11 protein-coding genes and 2 pseudogenes are annotated in these 15491 nt (G+C 67.2%); 8 read left to right on the plus strand and 5 right to left on the minus strand.

All coding sequences use genetic code 11. The features are described 5' to 3' along the window. The coding region (locus tag DIE11_RS29605; RefSeq protein ID WP_185633844.1) for an AAA-associated domain-containing protein at positions 1–557 on the plus strand (557 nt) is incomplete at its 5' end. 441 nt (positions 558–998) lie between these two features. On the opposite strand, the gene DIE11_RS29610 is transcribed toward DIE11_RS29605, so the two are convergent. Then, positions 999–1877, minus strand: a complete 879-nt coding sequence (locus DIE11_RS29610; protein ID WP_124628925.1) for a MurR/RpiR family transcriptional regulator — start codon at positions 1875–1877, stop codon at positions 999–1001. Between the two features lie 364 nt (positions 1878–2241). On the opposite strand from DIE11_RS29610, the gene ggt reads away from it, so the two are divergent. Together ggt and DIE11_RS29620 are read left to right on the plus strand one after the other, a co-directional pair. Beyond that, the gene (gene ggt, locus DIE11_RS29615) at positions 2242–3993 is read left to right on the plus strand and encodes a gamma-glutamyltransferase (RefSeq protein WP_124628927.1); all 1752 of its coding nucleotides are present in this window, start codon (positions 2242–2244) and stop codon (positions 3991–3993) included. Positions 3994–4210: 217 nt separating this feature from the next. Further along, positions 4211–5539, plus strand: a complete 1329-nt coding sequence (locus tag DIE11_RS29620; protein WP_124628929.1) for a dicarboxylate/amino acid:cation symporter — start codon at positions 4211–4213, stop codon at positions 5537–5539. A 29-nt stretch (positions 5540–5568) separates the two neighbouring features. Here the strand turns inward: DIE11_RS29620 and DIE11_RS29625 are convergent, their stop codons facing one another. Then, entirely contained in the window at positions 5569–5967 is a 399-nt protein-coding gene (locus tag DIE11_RS29625) for a DUF3331 domain-containing protein (protein WP_124628931.1), read from the minus strand. A gap of 44 nt (positions 5968–6011) precedes the next feature. Continuing rightward, positions 6012–7304, minus strand: a complete 1293-nt coding sequence (locus tag DIE11_RS29630; RefSeq protein ID WP_124628933.1) for an NAD(P)/FAD-dependent oxidoreductase — start codon at positions 7302–7304, stop codon at positions 6012–6014. 146 nt (positions 7305–7450) lie between these two features. Here DIE11_RS29630 and DIE11_RS29635 point away from each other — a divergent pair, with 146 nt between their 5' ends. Beyond that, positions 7451–8104, plus strand: coding sequence for a TetR/AcrR family transcriptional regulator (locus DIE11_RS29635; protein WP_124628935.1), 654 nt, complete (start codon positions 7451–7453; stop codon positions 8102–8104). 24 nt (positions 8105–8128) lie between these two features. Here DIE11_RS29635 and DIE11_RS37165 read toward each other — a convergent pair. Further along, positions 8129–8417 (minus strand): annotated as a pseudogene (locus DIE11_RS37165) (LysR substrate-binding domain-containing protein); the annotation flags it as partial. Positions 8418–8420: 3 nt separating this feature from the next. Here DIE11_RS37165 and DIE11_RS29645 point away from each other — a divergent pair. Beyond that, a pseudogene (locus tag DIE11_RS29645) lies at positions 8421–8714 on the plus strand (SDR family oxidoreductase); the annotation flags it as partial. 33 nt (positions 8715–8747) lie between these two features. On the opposite strand, the gene soxR reads toward DIE11_RS29645, so the two are convergent. Continuing rightward, positions 8748–9224, minus strand: coding sequence for a redox-sensitive transcriptional activator SoxR (gene soxR / locus DIE11_RS29650; protein WP_124628937.1), 477 nt, complete (start codon positions 9222–9224; stop codon positions 8748–8750). Between the two features lie 79 nt (positions 9225–9303). On the opposite strand from soxR, the gene DIE11_RS29655 reads away from it, so the two are divergent. From DIE11_RS29655 to DIE11_RS29665, 3 genes are read left to right on the plus strand one after another with little or no spacing between them, the layout of a single operon-like run. Next, complete coding sequence (locus DIE11_RS29655) at positions 9304–10512, plus strand: efflux RND transporter periplasmic adaptor subunit (RefSeq protein ID WP_124628939.1); 1209 nt, start codon at positions 9304–9306, stop codon at positions 10510–10512. Between the two features lie 13 nt (positions 10513–10525). Continuing rightward, complete coding sequence (locus tag DIE11_RS29660) at positions 10526–13699, plus strand: efflux RND transporter permease subunit (protein ID WP_124628941.1); 3174 nt, start codon at positions 10526–10528, stop codon at positions 13697–13699. Further along, a complete protein-coding gene (locus DIE11_RS29665) occupies positions 13696–15192 on the plus strand; it encodes an efflux transporter outer membrane subunit (protein ID WP_124628943.1) in 1497 nt (498 codons plus the stop codon). Before DIE11_RS29660 ends, DIE11_RS29665 begins: the two co-directional genes overlap by 4 nt. Positions 15193–15491: the final 299 nt, after the last annotated feature.

The following is a 15491-nucleotide window of genomic DNA, read 5'->3' on the forward strand; positions in this document are numbered from 1 at the left end:
TCGACGACATCTACGCGAAGATGACCGCGCGCCAGACCGGCGAGGCGACGAAGAAGGGGCTCGAGCTCGGCAGCTGGATGCCGCGCGTGTCGACCAACCTGATGGCCGGCCTGATCGAGACGCTCGCGATGGCGCCGTATCACGGTCGCGCCGACATGCCCGAAATCGCACGCACGCTGCATCTGGAAGTGGACGAACTGTTTCCGATCGCCGAAGTGCTGCAGTACCTCGGCTTCGCCGACGTGCGCGAAGGCGACGTGTTCCTGACGCCGCCAGCGCGCGTGTTCGCGGAATTCGGCACGCAGGAACGCAAGCTGATGTTCGCGGATCACCTGCTGAAGCACGTGCCGCTCGCCGCGCGGATCAGGAAGGTGCTGAACGAGCGCCCCGGCCATCGCGCGCCGCGCGTGCGTTTCGAGCAGGAGCTGGAGGATTTCCTGTCGGATGACGCGGCGGAGGAAACGCTCGACGCGGTGATCGACTGGGGCCGTTACGGCGAAGTCTTCTCGTACAACGACAAGACCGAGGTGTTCAGTCTCGAGGATGTGGAGAGCTGAGATCCGTCGATGGGTAAGGCAGCCCTGGCTTTGATTTGACCGAGCGCCAGACATCGAGGCCAGCAACGGCTGCTTCTTACGATGCGCCTGAGCGAATCGCTCAGGCGCGTCCGTCCGCGTATTCGCTGCCGAACAGCCAAAGGGAAAATACGTCCGCCCCGACAGCAATTCAACGACCTGTTGGTGCGGGCGGCGGTGTAGGCGATGGCGGGAACAACTATGCAACGCATGGCTCAACGAGCGGGAAGAATACCGGTGGCGGCCAGCTGCTCTACGTGAGCGAGAGCGATATCAGCAGCGCGACCGCGAAGCGCGTCATCAGTGCGCGCAACGTTACGATCACGGACGAGGCGAACCGGAAGCAGGATGGGGAGGGCGGGTGGCGGCGCCGGGCGCAGGCGTGTCGGCAAAGCTCGCAACGTCCGAACACGGCCCCAACCATCACTCCGGCAAATCCCACTGATTCGCCTCCCGTTCGACCCCACCCGTACTCAACCCTTCGATCTTCTCCATACGCTGCCGCGCGAGTTCAGGAAGCCGGTTCGTCACGCCGATCACGAGCGCCTCGGCGAGTGCGAGCGCGGGCACGTTCGTCTGCAGCATCGCGAACGGCCGCCCCTGGATCCGCAGCACGATCTCGGCGAACGCGCTGATCGGCGAGCGCCATTCGTCGGTGATCAGCAGCACGCGCACGCCGAGCTGGTGTGCGGCCTGCGCAAACCGGAGGCTGTCCTTCTGATAGCGGCGAAAATCGAAAATGACGAGCACGTCGCCCGGTCCCATATCGGCCAGCGACACCGATGCGAGATTCACGTTCGGCTCGACGTACTGCACGTGCGGGCGCGCATAGGCGAGCGTGAACGAAAACAGCGACGCGAGCGGCGCCGTATAGCGGCCGCCGCCGCACAAAACGCGGATATCGGGATCGGCCAGCAACGCCACCGCGTCGTCGAATGCCGCCGCGTCGAGCCCGTCGATCGTCGTGGCGAGCGCTTGCGAGAGCCGCTGAAAGATCGCCGCATGGCTGTCGCGCATTCCGGATTCCGAGTGGAACGCATCCATTCGCGCGAGCGGCGAATTCATCGCGGTGTCGATCTCGTCGTACAGGGCCTGCTGGAACGACGAGTAGTTCGGAAAGCCGATCCGCACGACGAAGCGAAACACGGTCGGGTCGCTCACTTCGGCTTGCTTCGCGAAGCTCGCGATCGGCCCGAGCCCGAGGCTCGGATAGCGATCCAGCAGTGCATGCGCGACCTTCTGTTCCGACGGCGTGAAGCTATCCATCTGCGATAGCAGCAACACCCTGATGCTTGTCCCCATCGGGCACCCCGACCTTCTCTTGGCTGAATGACAAACGGCAGACGTGCGTCTGCCGGCAACTCCACGCATGTTAGCCCATCGACACCGCGCGACACGCATGCGATCGAAGGTTAGGGGGACGCATCGCACTGCGCGTCGATCATTCATATATGTAATGAAACGAACATTCGGTGGCCGGCCTAAGCGTCGCATTTCGCGAAAAATTCAGTGATAACCCTAGGTTTTGACAGGGAAATGCCGATGCTATGATCGCGGCCTCACCGGAATGTATCGTTTGTTACATGCCGGATCAACAGCGCCGACCAGCCTCCGGGCCAGTCACGCATCCGGGCATGGCCCGGTTACTCGTCTGGAGGATCCCGTCATGAGGCGGCTCGTAGTACTCACCCTGTTGTCGGCGATGAGCGCATGCGCGCTCGCCGCGTCGGAACCCGCGGTGGAAGCGAAGAACGGCATGGTCGTGTCGTCGCAGCACTTCGCGTCGCAGATCGGCGTCGACATCCTGAAGGCGGGCGGCAACGCGGTGGACGCCGCCGTGGCAGTCGGCTACGCGCAAGCGGTGACCAATCCGTGCTGCGGCAACATCGGCGGCGGCGGATTCATGACGCTGCATCTGGCCGACGGCCGCGACCGCTTCATCAACTTCCGCGAGACGGCGCCGGCCGCGGCATCGGCGAACATGTATCTCGATGCGAAGGGCGACGTGATTCCGGGCGACAGCCTGTACGGCTATCGCGCGGTCGGCGTGCCGGGCACGGTCGCGGGCCTCGACCTCGCGCAGCGCAAGTACGGCAAGCTGACGCGCAGGCAGGTGATGGAGCCGGCGATCCGGCTCGCGCGCGACGGCTTCGTACTGACGCGCGGCGATACGGACATCCTCGATACGACGATCGAGCGCTTCAGGAAGGATCCGGAAGCCGCGCGCATCTTCCTGCGTCCGGACGGCTCGCCGCTGCAGCCGGGCGACCGCCTGGTGCAGAAGGATCTGGCGCGCACGCTCGAGCGTATCGCGGAGCAGGGCCCCGAAGCTTTCTATCACGGCGAGATTCCGAAGATCGTCGAAGCGGCGTCGAAGCGCGGCGGCGGCGTGATCACGGCAGCCGATTTCGCGTCGTATCGCGCGCAGGACGTCACGCCGCTGACCTGCACGTATCGCGGCTACGAGTTCGTGTCGGCGCCGCCGCCGAGCTCGGGCGGCGTGACGATGTGCGAGACGCTGAACGTGCTCGAAGGCTATGACCTGCGGAAGCTGGGTTACCAGTCTGCGTCGGTGGTCCATTTCATGACCGAGGCGATGCGTCATGCGTACGAAGACCGCAACACGCTGCTCGGCGACCCGAACTTCATCGACAATCCGGTCGCGAAGCTGACGAGCAAGCAATATGCGGCCGAGATCCGCAAGCAGATCAGCGGCGACATGGCGACGGCTTCGGTCGACGTGCAGCCGGGCGTCGGCGTGCACGAGAAGCCGGAGACGACGCATTATTCGATCATCGACCGCGACGGCAACGCGGTGTCGACGACCTACACGGTCAACGGCCGCTTCGGCGCCGTGGTGATCGCACCGGGCACGGGCTTCTTCCTGAACGACGAGATGGACGACTTCACCGTGAAGGTCGGCGCGCAGAACCTGTTCGGCCTCGTGCAGGGCACGCGCAACTCGATCGCGCCGGGCAAGCGCCCGCTGTCGTCGATGGCGCCGACGATCGTGAAGAAGGACGGCAAGGTGTTCATGGTGGTCGGCTCGCCGGGCGGCTCGCGGATCATCACGATCACGCTGCAGACCGTGCTGAACGTGATCGACTACGGGATGACGCCGCAGGATGCGGTCGGTGCGCCGCGCGTCCATCATCAATGGCTGCCGGACGAGGTCTATTACGAGACCCGCGGCCTCTCGCCGGACACGCTCGCGATCCTGCGCAACATGGGCTACAAGATGGTCGAGCAGACGCCGTGGGGCGCCGCGGAACTGATCCTGGTCGGCCTGCCCGGCACGGAGGCGGTGAGCCATCAGAGTTCGGGCAACGATTCGTCGGTGTCCGGCAACGTGCGGGTCGGCTACATCTACGGCGTCAACGATCCGCGCCGTCCGGCCGGTTCGGCGATCGGGTACTGACCTGATCGCGGTCGCGCCGCGCTGAAGGGCTGCAACCGGCGTTCGCGATCGGGCGAACGCCGGCACGGCGAACAGCGCGTCCGTTCGCGGACTTCCACAGTATCGAGCGTGGCAGGTGCCCGGCATGCCGGGTCCGACCGGCTCGCGGCGCGCATCGTGGCACGGCACCGGCGCGCGCCTTTTTCTCCCACTCCCGTACCGTGCGTCGAGCTCCGTTATGAACAAACGAATGTCTGCGGCAGGCTGGATCCTGCTCGCGATGGCGGCCGGCATCTTCATCGGCTACATGATCTATACGCAGTTTCCGGACAAGCAGTCGGCGACCGAGATCGCCGGCTACATCTCGCTCGTGTCCGACGTGTTCCTGCGGCTGATCAAGATGGTGATCGGCCCGCTGGTGTTCTCGACGCTCGTCGTCGGCATCGCGCACATGGGCGACGCATCGTCGGTCGGGCGCGTGTTCGTGAAGGCGTTCGGCTGGTTCGTCACCGCGTCGCTGATCTCGCTGCTGCTGGGCCTGCTGATGGCGAACCTGCTGCGGCCCGGCGAGAACCTCGGCCTGCCGCTGCCGGACATCGGCGCGTCCGCGCATCTCGCGACGTCGAAGTTCACGCTGAAGGATTTCGTCAGTCACATGGTGCCGAAGTCGATCGCCGAGGCGATGGCGAACAACGAGATCCTGCAGATCGTCGTGTTCTCGATGTTCTTCGGCGTTGCGCTCGCGGCGCTCGGCGAACGCGGCAAGATCCTCGTCGCCGCGATCGACCAGCTCGCGCACGTGATGCTGAAGATCACCGGCTACGTGATGAAGCTCGCGCCGCTCGCGGTGCTGGCGGCGATGGCGTCGACCGTCGCGATCAACGGGCTGTCGATCCTGCTGAAGTTCGCGGTGTTCATGGGCGACTTCTACGTGAGCCTGTTCCTGCTGTGGAGCACGCTCGTGATCGCAGGCCTGCTGTTCCTCGGCCGTCGCGTATTCAAGCTGCTGGTGCTGATCAAGGAAGCGTTCATGCTGTCGTTCGCGACGGCCAGCTCCGAGGCCGCGTATCCGAAGATCCTCGACGCGCTCGACCGTTTCGGCGTGCGCCGCAAGATCTCGAGCTTCGTGATGCCGATGGGTTATTCGTTCAACCTCGACGGTTCGATGATGTACTGCACGTTCGCGTCGCTGTTCATCGCACAGGCGTACAACATCCACCTGTCGCTCGGCACGCAGATCACGATGCTGCTCGTACTGATGCTGACGTCGAAGGGGATGGCCGGCGTGCCGCGCGCGTCGCTCGTCGTGATCGCGGCGACGTTGCATCAGTTCGACATTCCGGAAGCCGGGCTGCTGCTGATCCTCGGTGTCGACACGTTCCTCGACATGGGCCGCTCGGCCACGAACGCGGTGGGCAACTCGATCGCGAGCGCCGTGGTCGCGAAGTGGGAAGGCGAGCTGATGTCGGAAGCGGAAGCCGACGCGAATGCGGCACGACTGGATGCGGAAGCCGAAGCACGGATGAACGAGGCGGTCCGCGACGCGGATCGCGTCACCGCTGCCTGAAGCGCAATCCCGGGTCGAATGCCCGGTCTTCAGGCCGCTTCGGCGGGGCGGGCCGCGTCGATGCACGCCGCCAGCACCATCGCGGCGGCGTTGCCCGGCGCCGAGCCGAGCAGTTGCGGCGCATAGACGCTGTCGCCGATCTCGATCGGCTGCCCCGACAGCGCGCACACGCCGCGCTTGCGCGTGGTGAACAGCCGCCACTTCTGATAACCGTAGTGCCCGGTGCATGCGTCGCGCCACGAAATCATCACGGTGTCGGCCGTGGGCCGCTCGAGCACGCTGATCGTCGGCTTGCTCGTCGCGTCCCACGACGGCAGCCGGTCGCGCGTGACGCTGCGCCGCCGCGGCATGCCCCACGAGACGGACGGCATGTCGAAGCTGCCGATCGCGGCGACGGTCACGAGCCAGGGCGCTAAACGGTTGTTCATGTCAGTTTTCCTCGAAACGTTGCGCGACACCGCCATACGCGGCATCACGACAGGCGGATGCGCGGCTGCGCGCAGCCGTTGATCCGCTCGGCGATCCACAGCAGGGTCGCCTTGGAGAAGCCGTGCAGCGCCTGCTGGTGCCGCCGGTAGAGCATCAGGTGGCTGAACTGCGCGAAGCGCCCCTGGATGAAGCCGCCGCGAAAGAACCCGAACTGCCCGAGCGTGCCGAACGCGTCGTAGTCGCTGATCGACACGAGCGCGCCGAAATCGTGGAACGCGAACGGCGGAATCGGCGTGCCGTCGAGCCAGGCGGGCAGGTGCTTCGCGAGATGCTCGGCCTGCTGCGTCGCGACCTGCGCGGTTGGCGGCAACGGCCGTTCGTGGCCGTCGGGCAAGAGGCTCGCGCAATCGCCGATCGCGAACACGTGCTCGTCGCCCGTGGCCTGCAGCGTCGGCCCGACGACGATCTGGTTCGCGCGGTTCGTATCGAGCCCGTCGAGCGCCTGCATGAAATCGGGCGCCTTCACGCCGGCCGCCCAGACCATCAGGTCCGCTTCGGCGAACGAACCGTCGCCGTAGTGGAAGCCGTTCGCGTCGGCCGACGTGACGCGGGTCGACGTCAGCACGTGAAAGCCGATCTGTTCGAGCCGCCGCTGCGCCGACGCGGAAATCCTCGGCGGAAACGCGGCGAGGATGCGCGGGCCGCTTTCAAGCAGCGTGAGCTGCAGCCGCTCGCGCACCGTCGCGTCGCCATACGCCTGCGCCACTTCCAGCAGGCGGCTCAGCTCCGCCGCGAGTTCCACGCCGGTCGCGCCCGCGCCGACGATCGCGACGCGGAACGGCTCGTCGCGCGCGATGCTGCGAAAGACGCGCATCCGCAACGCTTCGTTGAAGGTCTCGGCCTGCTGCTGGCTGTCGATGAAGTAGCAGTGCTCGCGCACGCCCGGTACGCCGAAATCGTTGGCCTGGCTGCCGAGCGCGAGGATCAGCACGTCGTATTCGAGTTCGCGTGCCTCGAGCACGAGTTCGCCGTCCTGCGAGCGGATCTCGCCGAGCTGCACACGGCGGCGTGCGCGATCGAGCCCCTTCAGTTCGCCGGGCTGGTACGTGTAGCCGTGGTCGCGTGCATGGGCGAGGAAGATCACCTGCTGCTGCTGGACGTCGCGCGTACCGGCCGCGATCGTGTGCAGCATCGGCTTCCAGATGTGCGTCGGACTGCGGTCGACAACCGTGATCTGCGCCCGCCCGGACCGGCCGAGGCGCTCGCCCAGACGGGTCGCGAGCTGCAGCCCGGCGATTCCGCCGCCGACGATGACGATGCGTGTAGGGGTTGTCATGGATAAATCATCACGTGATGAATAAGGTATGATCCTAGCGCTTCCCGGCTTCGCGTGTCAACGGAGCGGGGCGGCCGTCCAATGCCGGGGAAATGAAACCGGGCCCGAACGCGGGCATTCGAACCATTCAAGGGGAGCAGGAAAACGTGGCTGAAGTCACTGAGCGCGCGCCGTCGAAGCGGCGTACGCGCGGGCGGCCGCTGGCGGACGCATCCGTCGGTCCGGACGTGATACTGCGCGCCGCGCGCCGCACGTTTGCGAAGCGCGGCTACGACGCGACGAGCGTGCGCGAAGTCGCGCGCGAGCTGGGCATCGACGCGGCGTTGATCGCCCATCACTTCGGCACGAAGGAAACGTTGTGGCTGGCGGTCGTCGAGCAGATCGTCGAGCTGGCCCAACCGATGTTCGACGCGCTGCGTGCATTGCGCACGTCGTCGCTGCCGCATCGCGAGCGCGTACGGCGTGCGCTCGAGCTGTGCGTCGATCACGAATTCGACGAGCCCGACATGGGCATGTTCTTCTCGACGGCGGCGACCGAGGAGGGCGCGCGGCTCGACCGGCTGCAGGAGCGGCTCGTGCGCCCGTATCACGAGGTGATGTTCCCGCTGCTGGCGGAAGCGGTGGAGGCCGGCGAGATTCGGGCGGCGGACCCGAACGTGCTGTTCTTCATGATCGCGAGCGCGATCGGCATGACTGTGTCGTACAGCCACATGATGCGGGAGTTCACGTCGCTGCCCGCGCGGCAGCACGAATTCAGGCAGGCCGTGCTCGCGGTCGCGCTCAACATCCTCGGCGATTGAGCGCCGCGCGCGCGATGCGCGCGGTCACGTCGCCGCAATCAGCCCAAGTTCGTGTACCGCGTTACGCGCGCTTTCGCGCAGCGCATCGACGAGCGGACGGCGGCGTGCGGTACGCGATCGCCAGCTCGTACGCGAGTGGGCGGCGCGTGTCAGTCAGTTCGCATAGCGAAATATATTGCGGCTGCATCGGCACGAACAGGCGCGGCATCAGCGCGACGCCGATGCCGACCGGGACCAGCCCGGCCGTCGTCTGCATCTGGCGCGGCTGCTGGACCACGCGCGGTGCGAAGCCCGCCTGCGCGCACGCCGTCACGAGTACGCGGCGGCGAAGGCCGGCGTCGAAGGGTTCACCGTCGCGCTCGCGCGCGAACTCGGGCCGCGCGGTGCAACGGTCAATACGGTTGCGCCCGGTTACATCGCCGAGACGCGCTTCTTCGGCGACGGTGGCGTCGCGCCGGCCATCGCGGCGACCATCCGCGAGCAGACGCCGGCCGGCCGCGCTGGCCATCCGGACAACATCGCGGACGCGGTCGCGTGGCTCGCCGGGCCGCGTGCGTCGTTCGTCACCGGCGCGACGATCGCGGTGAACGGTGGTTGGCGCGTCGGTTGAGGTGAGGGGGCAATGTGGTGCCGGCCGCGCGCATCAGTCGAGATCCGGCGGCGCATCGCCGAGCCAGCGCCGCGCGCCAGGCCCGTTGCGGCCCGCGCGGTCTTCCGGGTTCGTCAGCTTGCAGCGCTTCAGCGACAGGCAGCCGCAGCCGATGCATTCGTCGAGGTTGATGTAGAGCCGCTGCAACTCCTCGATCCGGTTCGCGACGCGCTGCTTCCAGCCGCGCGACAGCCGCTGCCAGTCCTTGTTCGTCGGCGCGGTGTCTTCCGGCAGGCTCACGAGTTGCTCGGCGATCTCGTCGAGCGAATAGCCGATCTTCTGCGCGAACACGATGAACGCGATCAGTCGCAGCACCGCACGCGAATAGTGACGATGGCTCGAGCCGTTGCGGTGCGACTTGATAAGCCCGCGCTTCTCGTAGAAGCGCAGCGTCGATGCCGGCACGCCGCTGCGCGCGGCTACTTCGCGGATCGACATCAGCGGCCATTGCGTGGTTTCGTCGATACCCATGACGCCCTCCGGGAAAGCTTGACTTGAAGTTAACTTCAACTTTTATGCTACGCGGCAGTTTAACCCGTCGCGAGGCATCATGCTCTTCTTATCCCCAGGCAGGACGTCGCCTTTGAGCGCCGCCTGCGCATTGCTGCTGACGTTGTCGGGCTGTCATGACGGCAAAGGCGAATCGTCGGTCCATCCTCTGCCCGAAGTCGGCGTGACGACCGTCGCGCCGCGCACGGTCCGCCTCGCGGACGAATTCAACGGACGCGTCGAAGCGGTCGACGCGGTCGAGTTGCGACCGCGCGTGAGCGGCTATCTGCAGCGCATCGCGTACAAGGAGGGCGACCTCGTCGCGCAGGGCGCGGTGCTGTTCGAGATCGATCCACGCCCGTACCGGATCGCGCTCGACCGCGCGAACGCGCAGCAGCAGCGGGCGCGCGCGGCCGCGAGCCTCGCCGATGTACAGCTCAAGCGCGTGCGGACGCTGATCGGCGCGCATGCAACCTCCCAGGAGGAACTCGACAACGCGCGCTCGACCGCGGAGCAGGCGCGCGCCGACCTGCGGGCGGCCGACGCGGCCGTCGCGGACGCGAAGCTCAATCTCGGCTTCACCGAAGTGCGTTCGCCGATCGCCGGGCGAGTCGGCCGCGCGATCGCGACCGCCGGCAACCTCGCGCGCGCGGACGAGACGCTGCTGACGACGGTCGTGTCGCAGGACCCCGTCTACGTCTATTTCGACTGCGACGAGCAGAGCTACCTGCGCTACAACGCGCGGCGCGCCGACCGGAAGATTCGGGCGATCGGCGCGGACCCGGTGCGCGTGGGCCTTGCGAACGAGACGGGCTTCCAGCACGCGGGCACCGTCGATTTCCTCGACAACCGGCTCGATCCGCAAACCGGCACGATCCGTGCACGCGTGCGGCTGCCGAACGCGGACCACACGTTCACGCCGGGCCTGTATGCGCGGGTACAGCTCGTCAGCGGCCGCGACCAGGACGCGCTGCTCGTCGACGACAAGGCGGTGCTCACCGACCAGGATCGCAAGTACGTATACGTGATCGGCGCCGGCGACAAGGCGCTGCGTCGCGACGTGACGATCGGCCGTGTGCTGGACGGCGAGCGGATTGTCGAGAAGGGGCTGCAGCCAGGCGATCGCGTGGTCGTCGACGGCGTGCAGCGGATCTACTATCCAGGTGCGCAGGTGAAGCCGAAGGCGCTGGCCGTGCATGCGGACGCGGGCACCGGGCCGGGCAGCGGCATGCAGGCCGCGGCCGACGCCGGCGCGCCGGTCGCGCAATAACGGGAGCCCTGCGATGGATTTTTCCCGATTCTTCATTGACCGGCCGATCTTCGCGGTCGTGCTGTCGATCGTCATCTTTGCGCTCGGCCTGATCTCGATCCCGATGCTGCCGGCCGGCGAATATCCGGAAGTCGTGCCGCCGAGCGTCGTGGTGCGTGCGACGTACCCGGGCGCGAACCCGAAGGAAATCGCCGAATCGGTCGCTGAGCCGCTGGAGGAAGCGATCAACGGCGTCGAAGGGATCATGTACATGAAGTCGGTCGCGGGCTCGGATGGCAGCCTGCAGGTCGTCGTCACCTTCCTGCAGGGCGTCGATCCCGACACGGCCGCCGTGCGCGTGCAGAACCGCGTGAGCCAGGCGCTGTCGCGCCTGCCCGACGAGGTGCGCCAGTACGGCGTGACCACGCAGAAGCAGTCGCCGACGCCGCTGATGTACGTGAGCCTCTATTCGCCAGACAACAGCCGCGATTCGCTGTACCTGCGCAACTACCTGACGTTGAACGTGAAGGACGAGCTGTCGCGCCTGACCGGCATCGGCGATGTCGGCGTGTACGGCTCCGGCGACTACGCGATGCGGCTCTGGCTCGACCCGAACCGGCTGGCATCGCGCGGGCTGACCGCGAGCGACGTGATCGCCGCGGTGCGCGAGCAGAACGTGCAGGTATCGGCTGGCCAACTGGGTGCGGAGCCGACGCCGAAGAAGAACGACTTCCTGCTGTCGATCAATGTGCGCGGCCGGCTGCGCACGGTGCAGGAATTCGGCGACATCGTGCTGCGCAACGGCGGCGACGGCCAGGTCGTGAAGCTATCCGACGTCGCGCGCGTCGAGCTCGGCGCGGGCGACTACACGCTGCGCTCGTATTTCAACGACCGGCATTCGGCCGTGGTCGGCATCTTCCTGTCGCCGGGCGCGAACGCGCTCGAGGTCGCGAAGGCCGTGTATGCGAAGTTCGACGAGTTGTCGAAGCGTTTCCCGCCGGGCATCGCGTATCGCCCGGTGTGGGATCCGACCGTGTTCGTGCGCGAATCGATCGGCGCGGTGCAGCACACGCTGATCGAGGCCGTCGTGCTGGTCGTGCTCGTCGTGGTCCTGTTCCTGCAGACGTGGCGCGCATCGATCATCCCGCTCGTCGCGGTGCCGGTATCGGTGGTCGGCACGTTCGCGTGGCTCTATCTGCTCGGCTATTCGATCAACACGCTGACGCTGTTCGGGCTCGTGCTCGCGATCGGGATCGTCGTCGACGATGCGATCGTGGTGGTCGAGAACGTCGAGCGCAACATCGCACAGGGGCTGAGCCCGCGCGACGCCGCGCATCAGGCGATGCGCGAGGTGTCGGGGCCGATCGTCGCGATCGCGCTCGTGCTGTGCGCGGTGTTCGTGCCGATGGCGTTCATGTCGGGCGTGACCGGCCAGTTCTACAGGCAGTTCGCGGTGACGATCGCGATCTCGACGGTGATCTCCGCGATCAATTCGCTGACGCTGTCGCCCGCACTCGCCGCGAAGCTGCTGCGCCCGCACGGCACGCCGAAGGATGCGCTCGCGCGTGGGCTCGACCGCGCATTCGGCTGGCTGTTCCATCCGTTCAACCGCTTCTTCGAGCGCAGCTCCGACCGCTATCACGGCGTCGTCGGTCGCGCGCTGAAGCGGCGCGGCGTGGTGTTCGCCGTCTATGCGGTGCTGCTCGCGGCGACCGCGCTGCTGTTCAACGCGGTGCCGGGCGGTTTCATCCCCGTGCAGGACAAGCTGTACCTGTTCGCGGGCGCGAAGTTGCCGGAAGGCGCATCGCTCGCGCGCACCAGCGAGGTGACCGAGCAGATGACGAAGGTCGCGCTCGGCACCGACGGTGTCGAGATAGTGCCGGCGTTCGCCGGGCTGAACGCGTTGCAGGGCGTGAACACGCCGAACATCACGAACTCGTACGTGATCCTGAAGCCGTTCGACCAGCGCCACCGCAGCGCCGCGGAAATCAACGCGGACCTGAACGCGCGCTTTTCGGCCATCGGTGGCGGCATTACGTATGCGCTGATGCCGCCGCCGATCCAGGGCCTCGGCAACGGCTCGGGCTATTCGCTGTACCTGGAGGATCGCGGCGGGCTGGGCTACGGCGCCTTGCAGAACGCGCTCACCGCGTTCCAGGCCGCGGTCGCGAAGACGCCGGGGATGAGCTACCCGGTCAGTTCGTACCAGGCGAACATCCCGCAACTCGAGATGAAGGTCGACCGGTTGAAGGCGAAGGCGCAGGGCGTCTCGCTGACCGACCTGTTCAGCACGCTGCAGGTCTATCTCGGCTCGATGTACGTGAACGACTTCAACCTGTTTGGCCGCGTGTACCGCGTGATGGCGCAAGCGGATGCCGGTCACCGGCAGACGGCCGCCGACATCGCGAATCTGCGCACCCGCAACGCGAAGGGCGAGATGGTGCCGATCGGCTCGATGGTGACGGTCGTGCCCGCGTACGGGCCGGATCCGGTCGTCCGCTACAACGGCTATCCGGCTGCGGACCTGATCGGCGACGCGGACCCGAAGGCGATGTCGTCGTCGCAGGCGATCGCGAAGCTGCAGCAGATCGCGAAGGACGTGCTGCCGCCGGGCATCACGCTCGAATGGACCGACCTCAGCTATCAGCAGGTCACGCAGAGCAACGCGGCGATCGTCGTGTTCCCGCTCGCGGTGATGCTCGTGTTCCTGGTGCTCGCGTCGCTGTACGAGAGCTGGACGCTGCCGCTTGCGGTGATCCTGATCGTGCCGGTATGCATGTGCGCGGCGCTGTTCGGCGTATGGCTTTCCGGCGGCGACAACAACGTGTTCGTGCAGGTCGGTCTCGTCGTGCTGATGGGCCTCGCGTGCAAGAACGCGATCCTGATCGTCGAGTTCGCCCGCGAGCTTGAAATCCAGGGCAAGGGCGTGATCGAAGCCGCGCTCGAGGCGTGCAGGCTGCGGTTGCGGCCGATCGTGATGACGTCGGTCGCGTTCATCGCGGGCGCGGTGCCGCTGTTGATCGGCAGCGGCGCGGGCAGCGAGGTGCGAGCGGCCACTGGCGTCACCGTGTTCGCGGGGATGCTCGGCGTCACGTTGTTCGGGCTGTTCCTCACGCCCGTGTTCTATGTGGCGATCCGCAAGCTCGCGGGCGGCACGCCGGCCGTGTGGAGCGAACAGCACGGCACCCTCGAAGGAGAAAACCGATGAGCGCCGCGTTCCGTCTTTCCGCGCTCGTGATGTCGTTGACGCTCGCCGCGTGCGCGGTCGGCCCCGATTTCAAACGGCCAGACACGGCGGCTGCCGCGCGCTTCGCACGCGACGCGCATCCGGACACGCAGGACGCGACGTCGCCCGACGCGTCGGCTGCTGCCGATGCCACGTTCTGGGGCGGCTTCGGCGATCCGGCGCTGACGCAGCTGATCGACTCGGCGCTCGCGGCGAACCACGACCTGCAGGTCGCCGTCTCGCGCTACGACGCGTCGAACGCGTTGCTGTCGCATGCCACGTTCGACCGCTATCCGACGATTACCGCGAGCGGCCAGATCGGCCACCAGCTAATGAGCAAGGACCAGGCGTTCGGCGCACCGCGCAGCCAGCGCGATACGCCGATATCCAATGTCGGGATCAACGCGGCGTGGGAACTGGACCTGTTCGGACGCGTGCGCAGGTCGATCGAGTCACAGCGCGCGGAAACGGCCGCGAGCGCGGCCGACGTACGCGCGGTGCGTGTCGTGATCGCGGGCGAGGTCGCGAGCACGTACGTGGATCTGCGCGGCTCGCAGGAGCGGTTGCGGATCGCACGCGAGAACGCCGACAACCAGAAGCAGACGCTCGCGCTGATCAATGCGCGCGTCGGCGCGGGGCGCGGTTCCGAGCTCGATGCGGCGCGTGCGCGCGCACAGTACGAATCGACGATGTCGCGGATCGCCGTGTATGAATCGGCGATCGGCGTCGACGAGCACCGGCTCGCGGTGCTGACCGGACAGACGCCGGATGCGCTGATCGGCCGGTTCGACATCCCGAACGACGACGCATCGAAAGGCACGCCGGTGCCGCTGCCGGCGCTTGCCGCCGACATCGATCCCGGCACGCCGGGCGACCTGCTGCGCAGGCGCCCCGATGTCGCGGCTGCCGAGGCACGGCTGCACGCGGCGACCGCGCGGGTCGGCGTCGCGACGGCCGACCTGTTTCCGCGCTTTACGCTGTCGGGGCTGCTCGGCAGCGCGACGAGCAGCTACGGGTTCTTCCGTGCGGGCAGCGACACGAACTTGATCGCGCTCGGCGTCGACTGGTCGTTCCTCGACGTCGGCCGCGTGCGCGCGCGGATCGCGGCGAGCGACGCGGAGGCGGCCGGCCAGCTCGCGCAGTACCGGCAGACCGTGCTCGGCGCACTGGAGGAAACCGAGAACGCGCTGCTGCGCGTTGCCCGCACGCGGGACGAGACCGCGCACCTCGTGCGGGCGGCGGACGACAGCGCACGTGCGGCGCAACTTGCGCAGGCGCGCTTCTCGGCGGGCGCGATCGACTATTACGAAGTGCTCGACGCGCAGCGGACGCTGCTGCAGGCGCAGGACGCGGCGGCCGACGGGCGGATGCGCAGCGCGGCGTCGACGGTCGTGCTGTACAAGGCGCTCGCGGGAGGCTGGCCGGCGGGAACGGCGCAGGCCGCACCGGGGCCGGTCGCGCGATCGGTGCAGTAGCACGCCGGGCCGCGAGGCAGGCTGGCGCGGTTCGTCCGCCCGCCGTTCAACTGGGGGCGGAGCGCCGACCCGGTGTCCGCTGACGGCAGCCCCGCGCCTCGCCGTCGCACCTGCCTTGCATCGCCGGCACCGCAATCGCCCGCACCGCATGCGCGGCGCGGCAAACGGACGATTTCCCGCCGCGAAACATTGTTCTCCTTCGTCGTAAACGTCTCGAATGCGTGATATTTGCGCCGCCCGATCCGGTTTAGAGTGGCCGCAAATTGATGACGATGTGTCGTATGGCCGAAGTCGCTGGC

The organism is Burkholderia sp. Bp9012, assembly GCF_003853825.1.
GTDB lineage: Bacteria > Pseudomonadota > Gammaproteobacteria > Burkholderiales > Burkholderiaceae > Burkholderia > Burkholderia diffusa.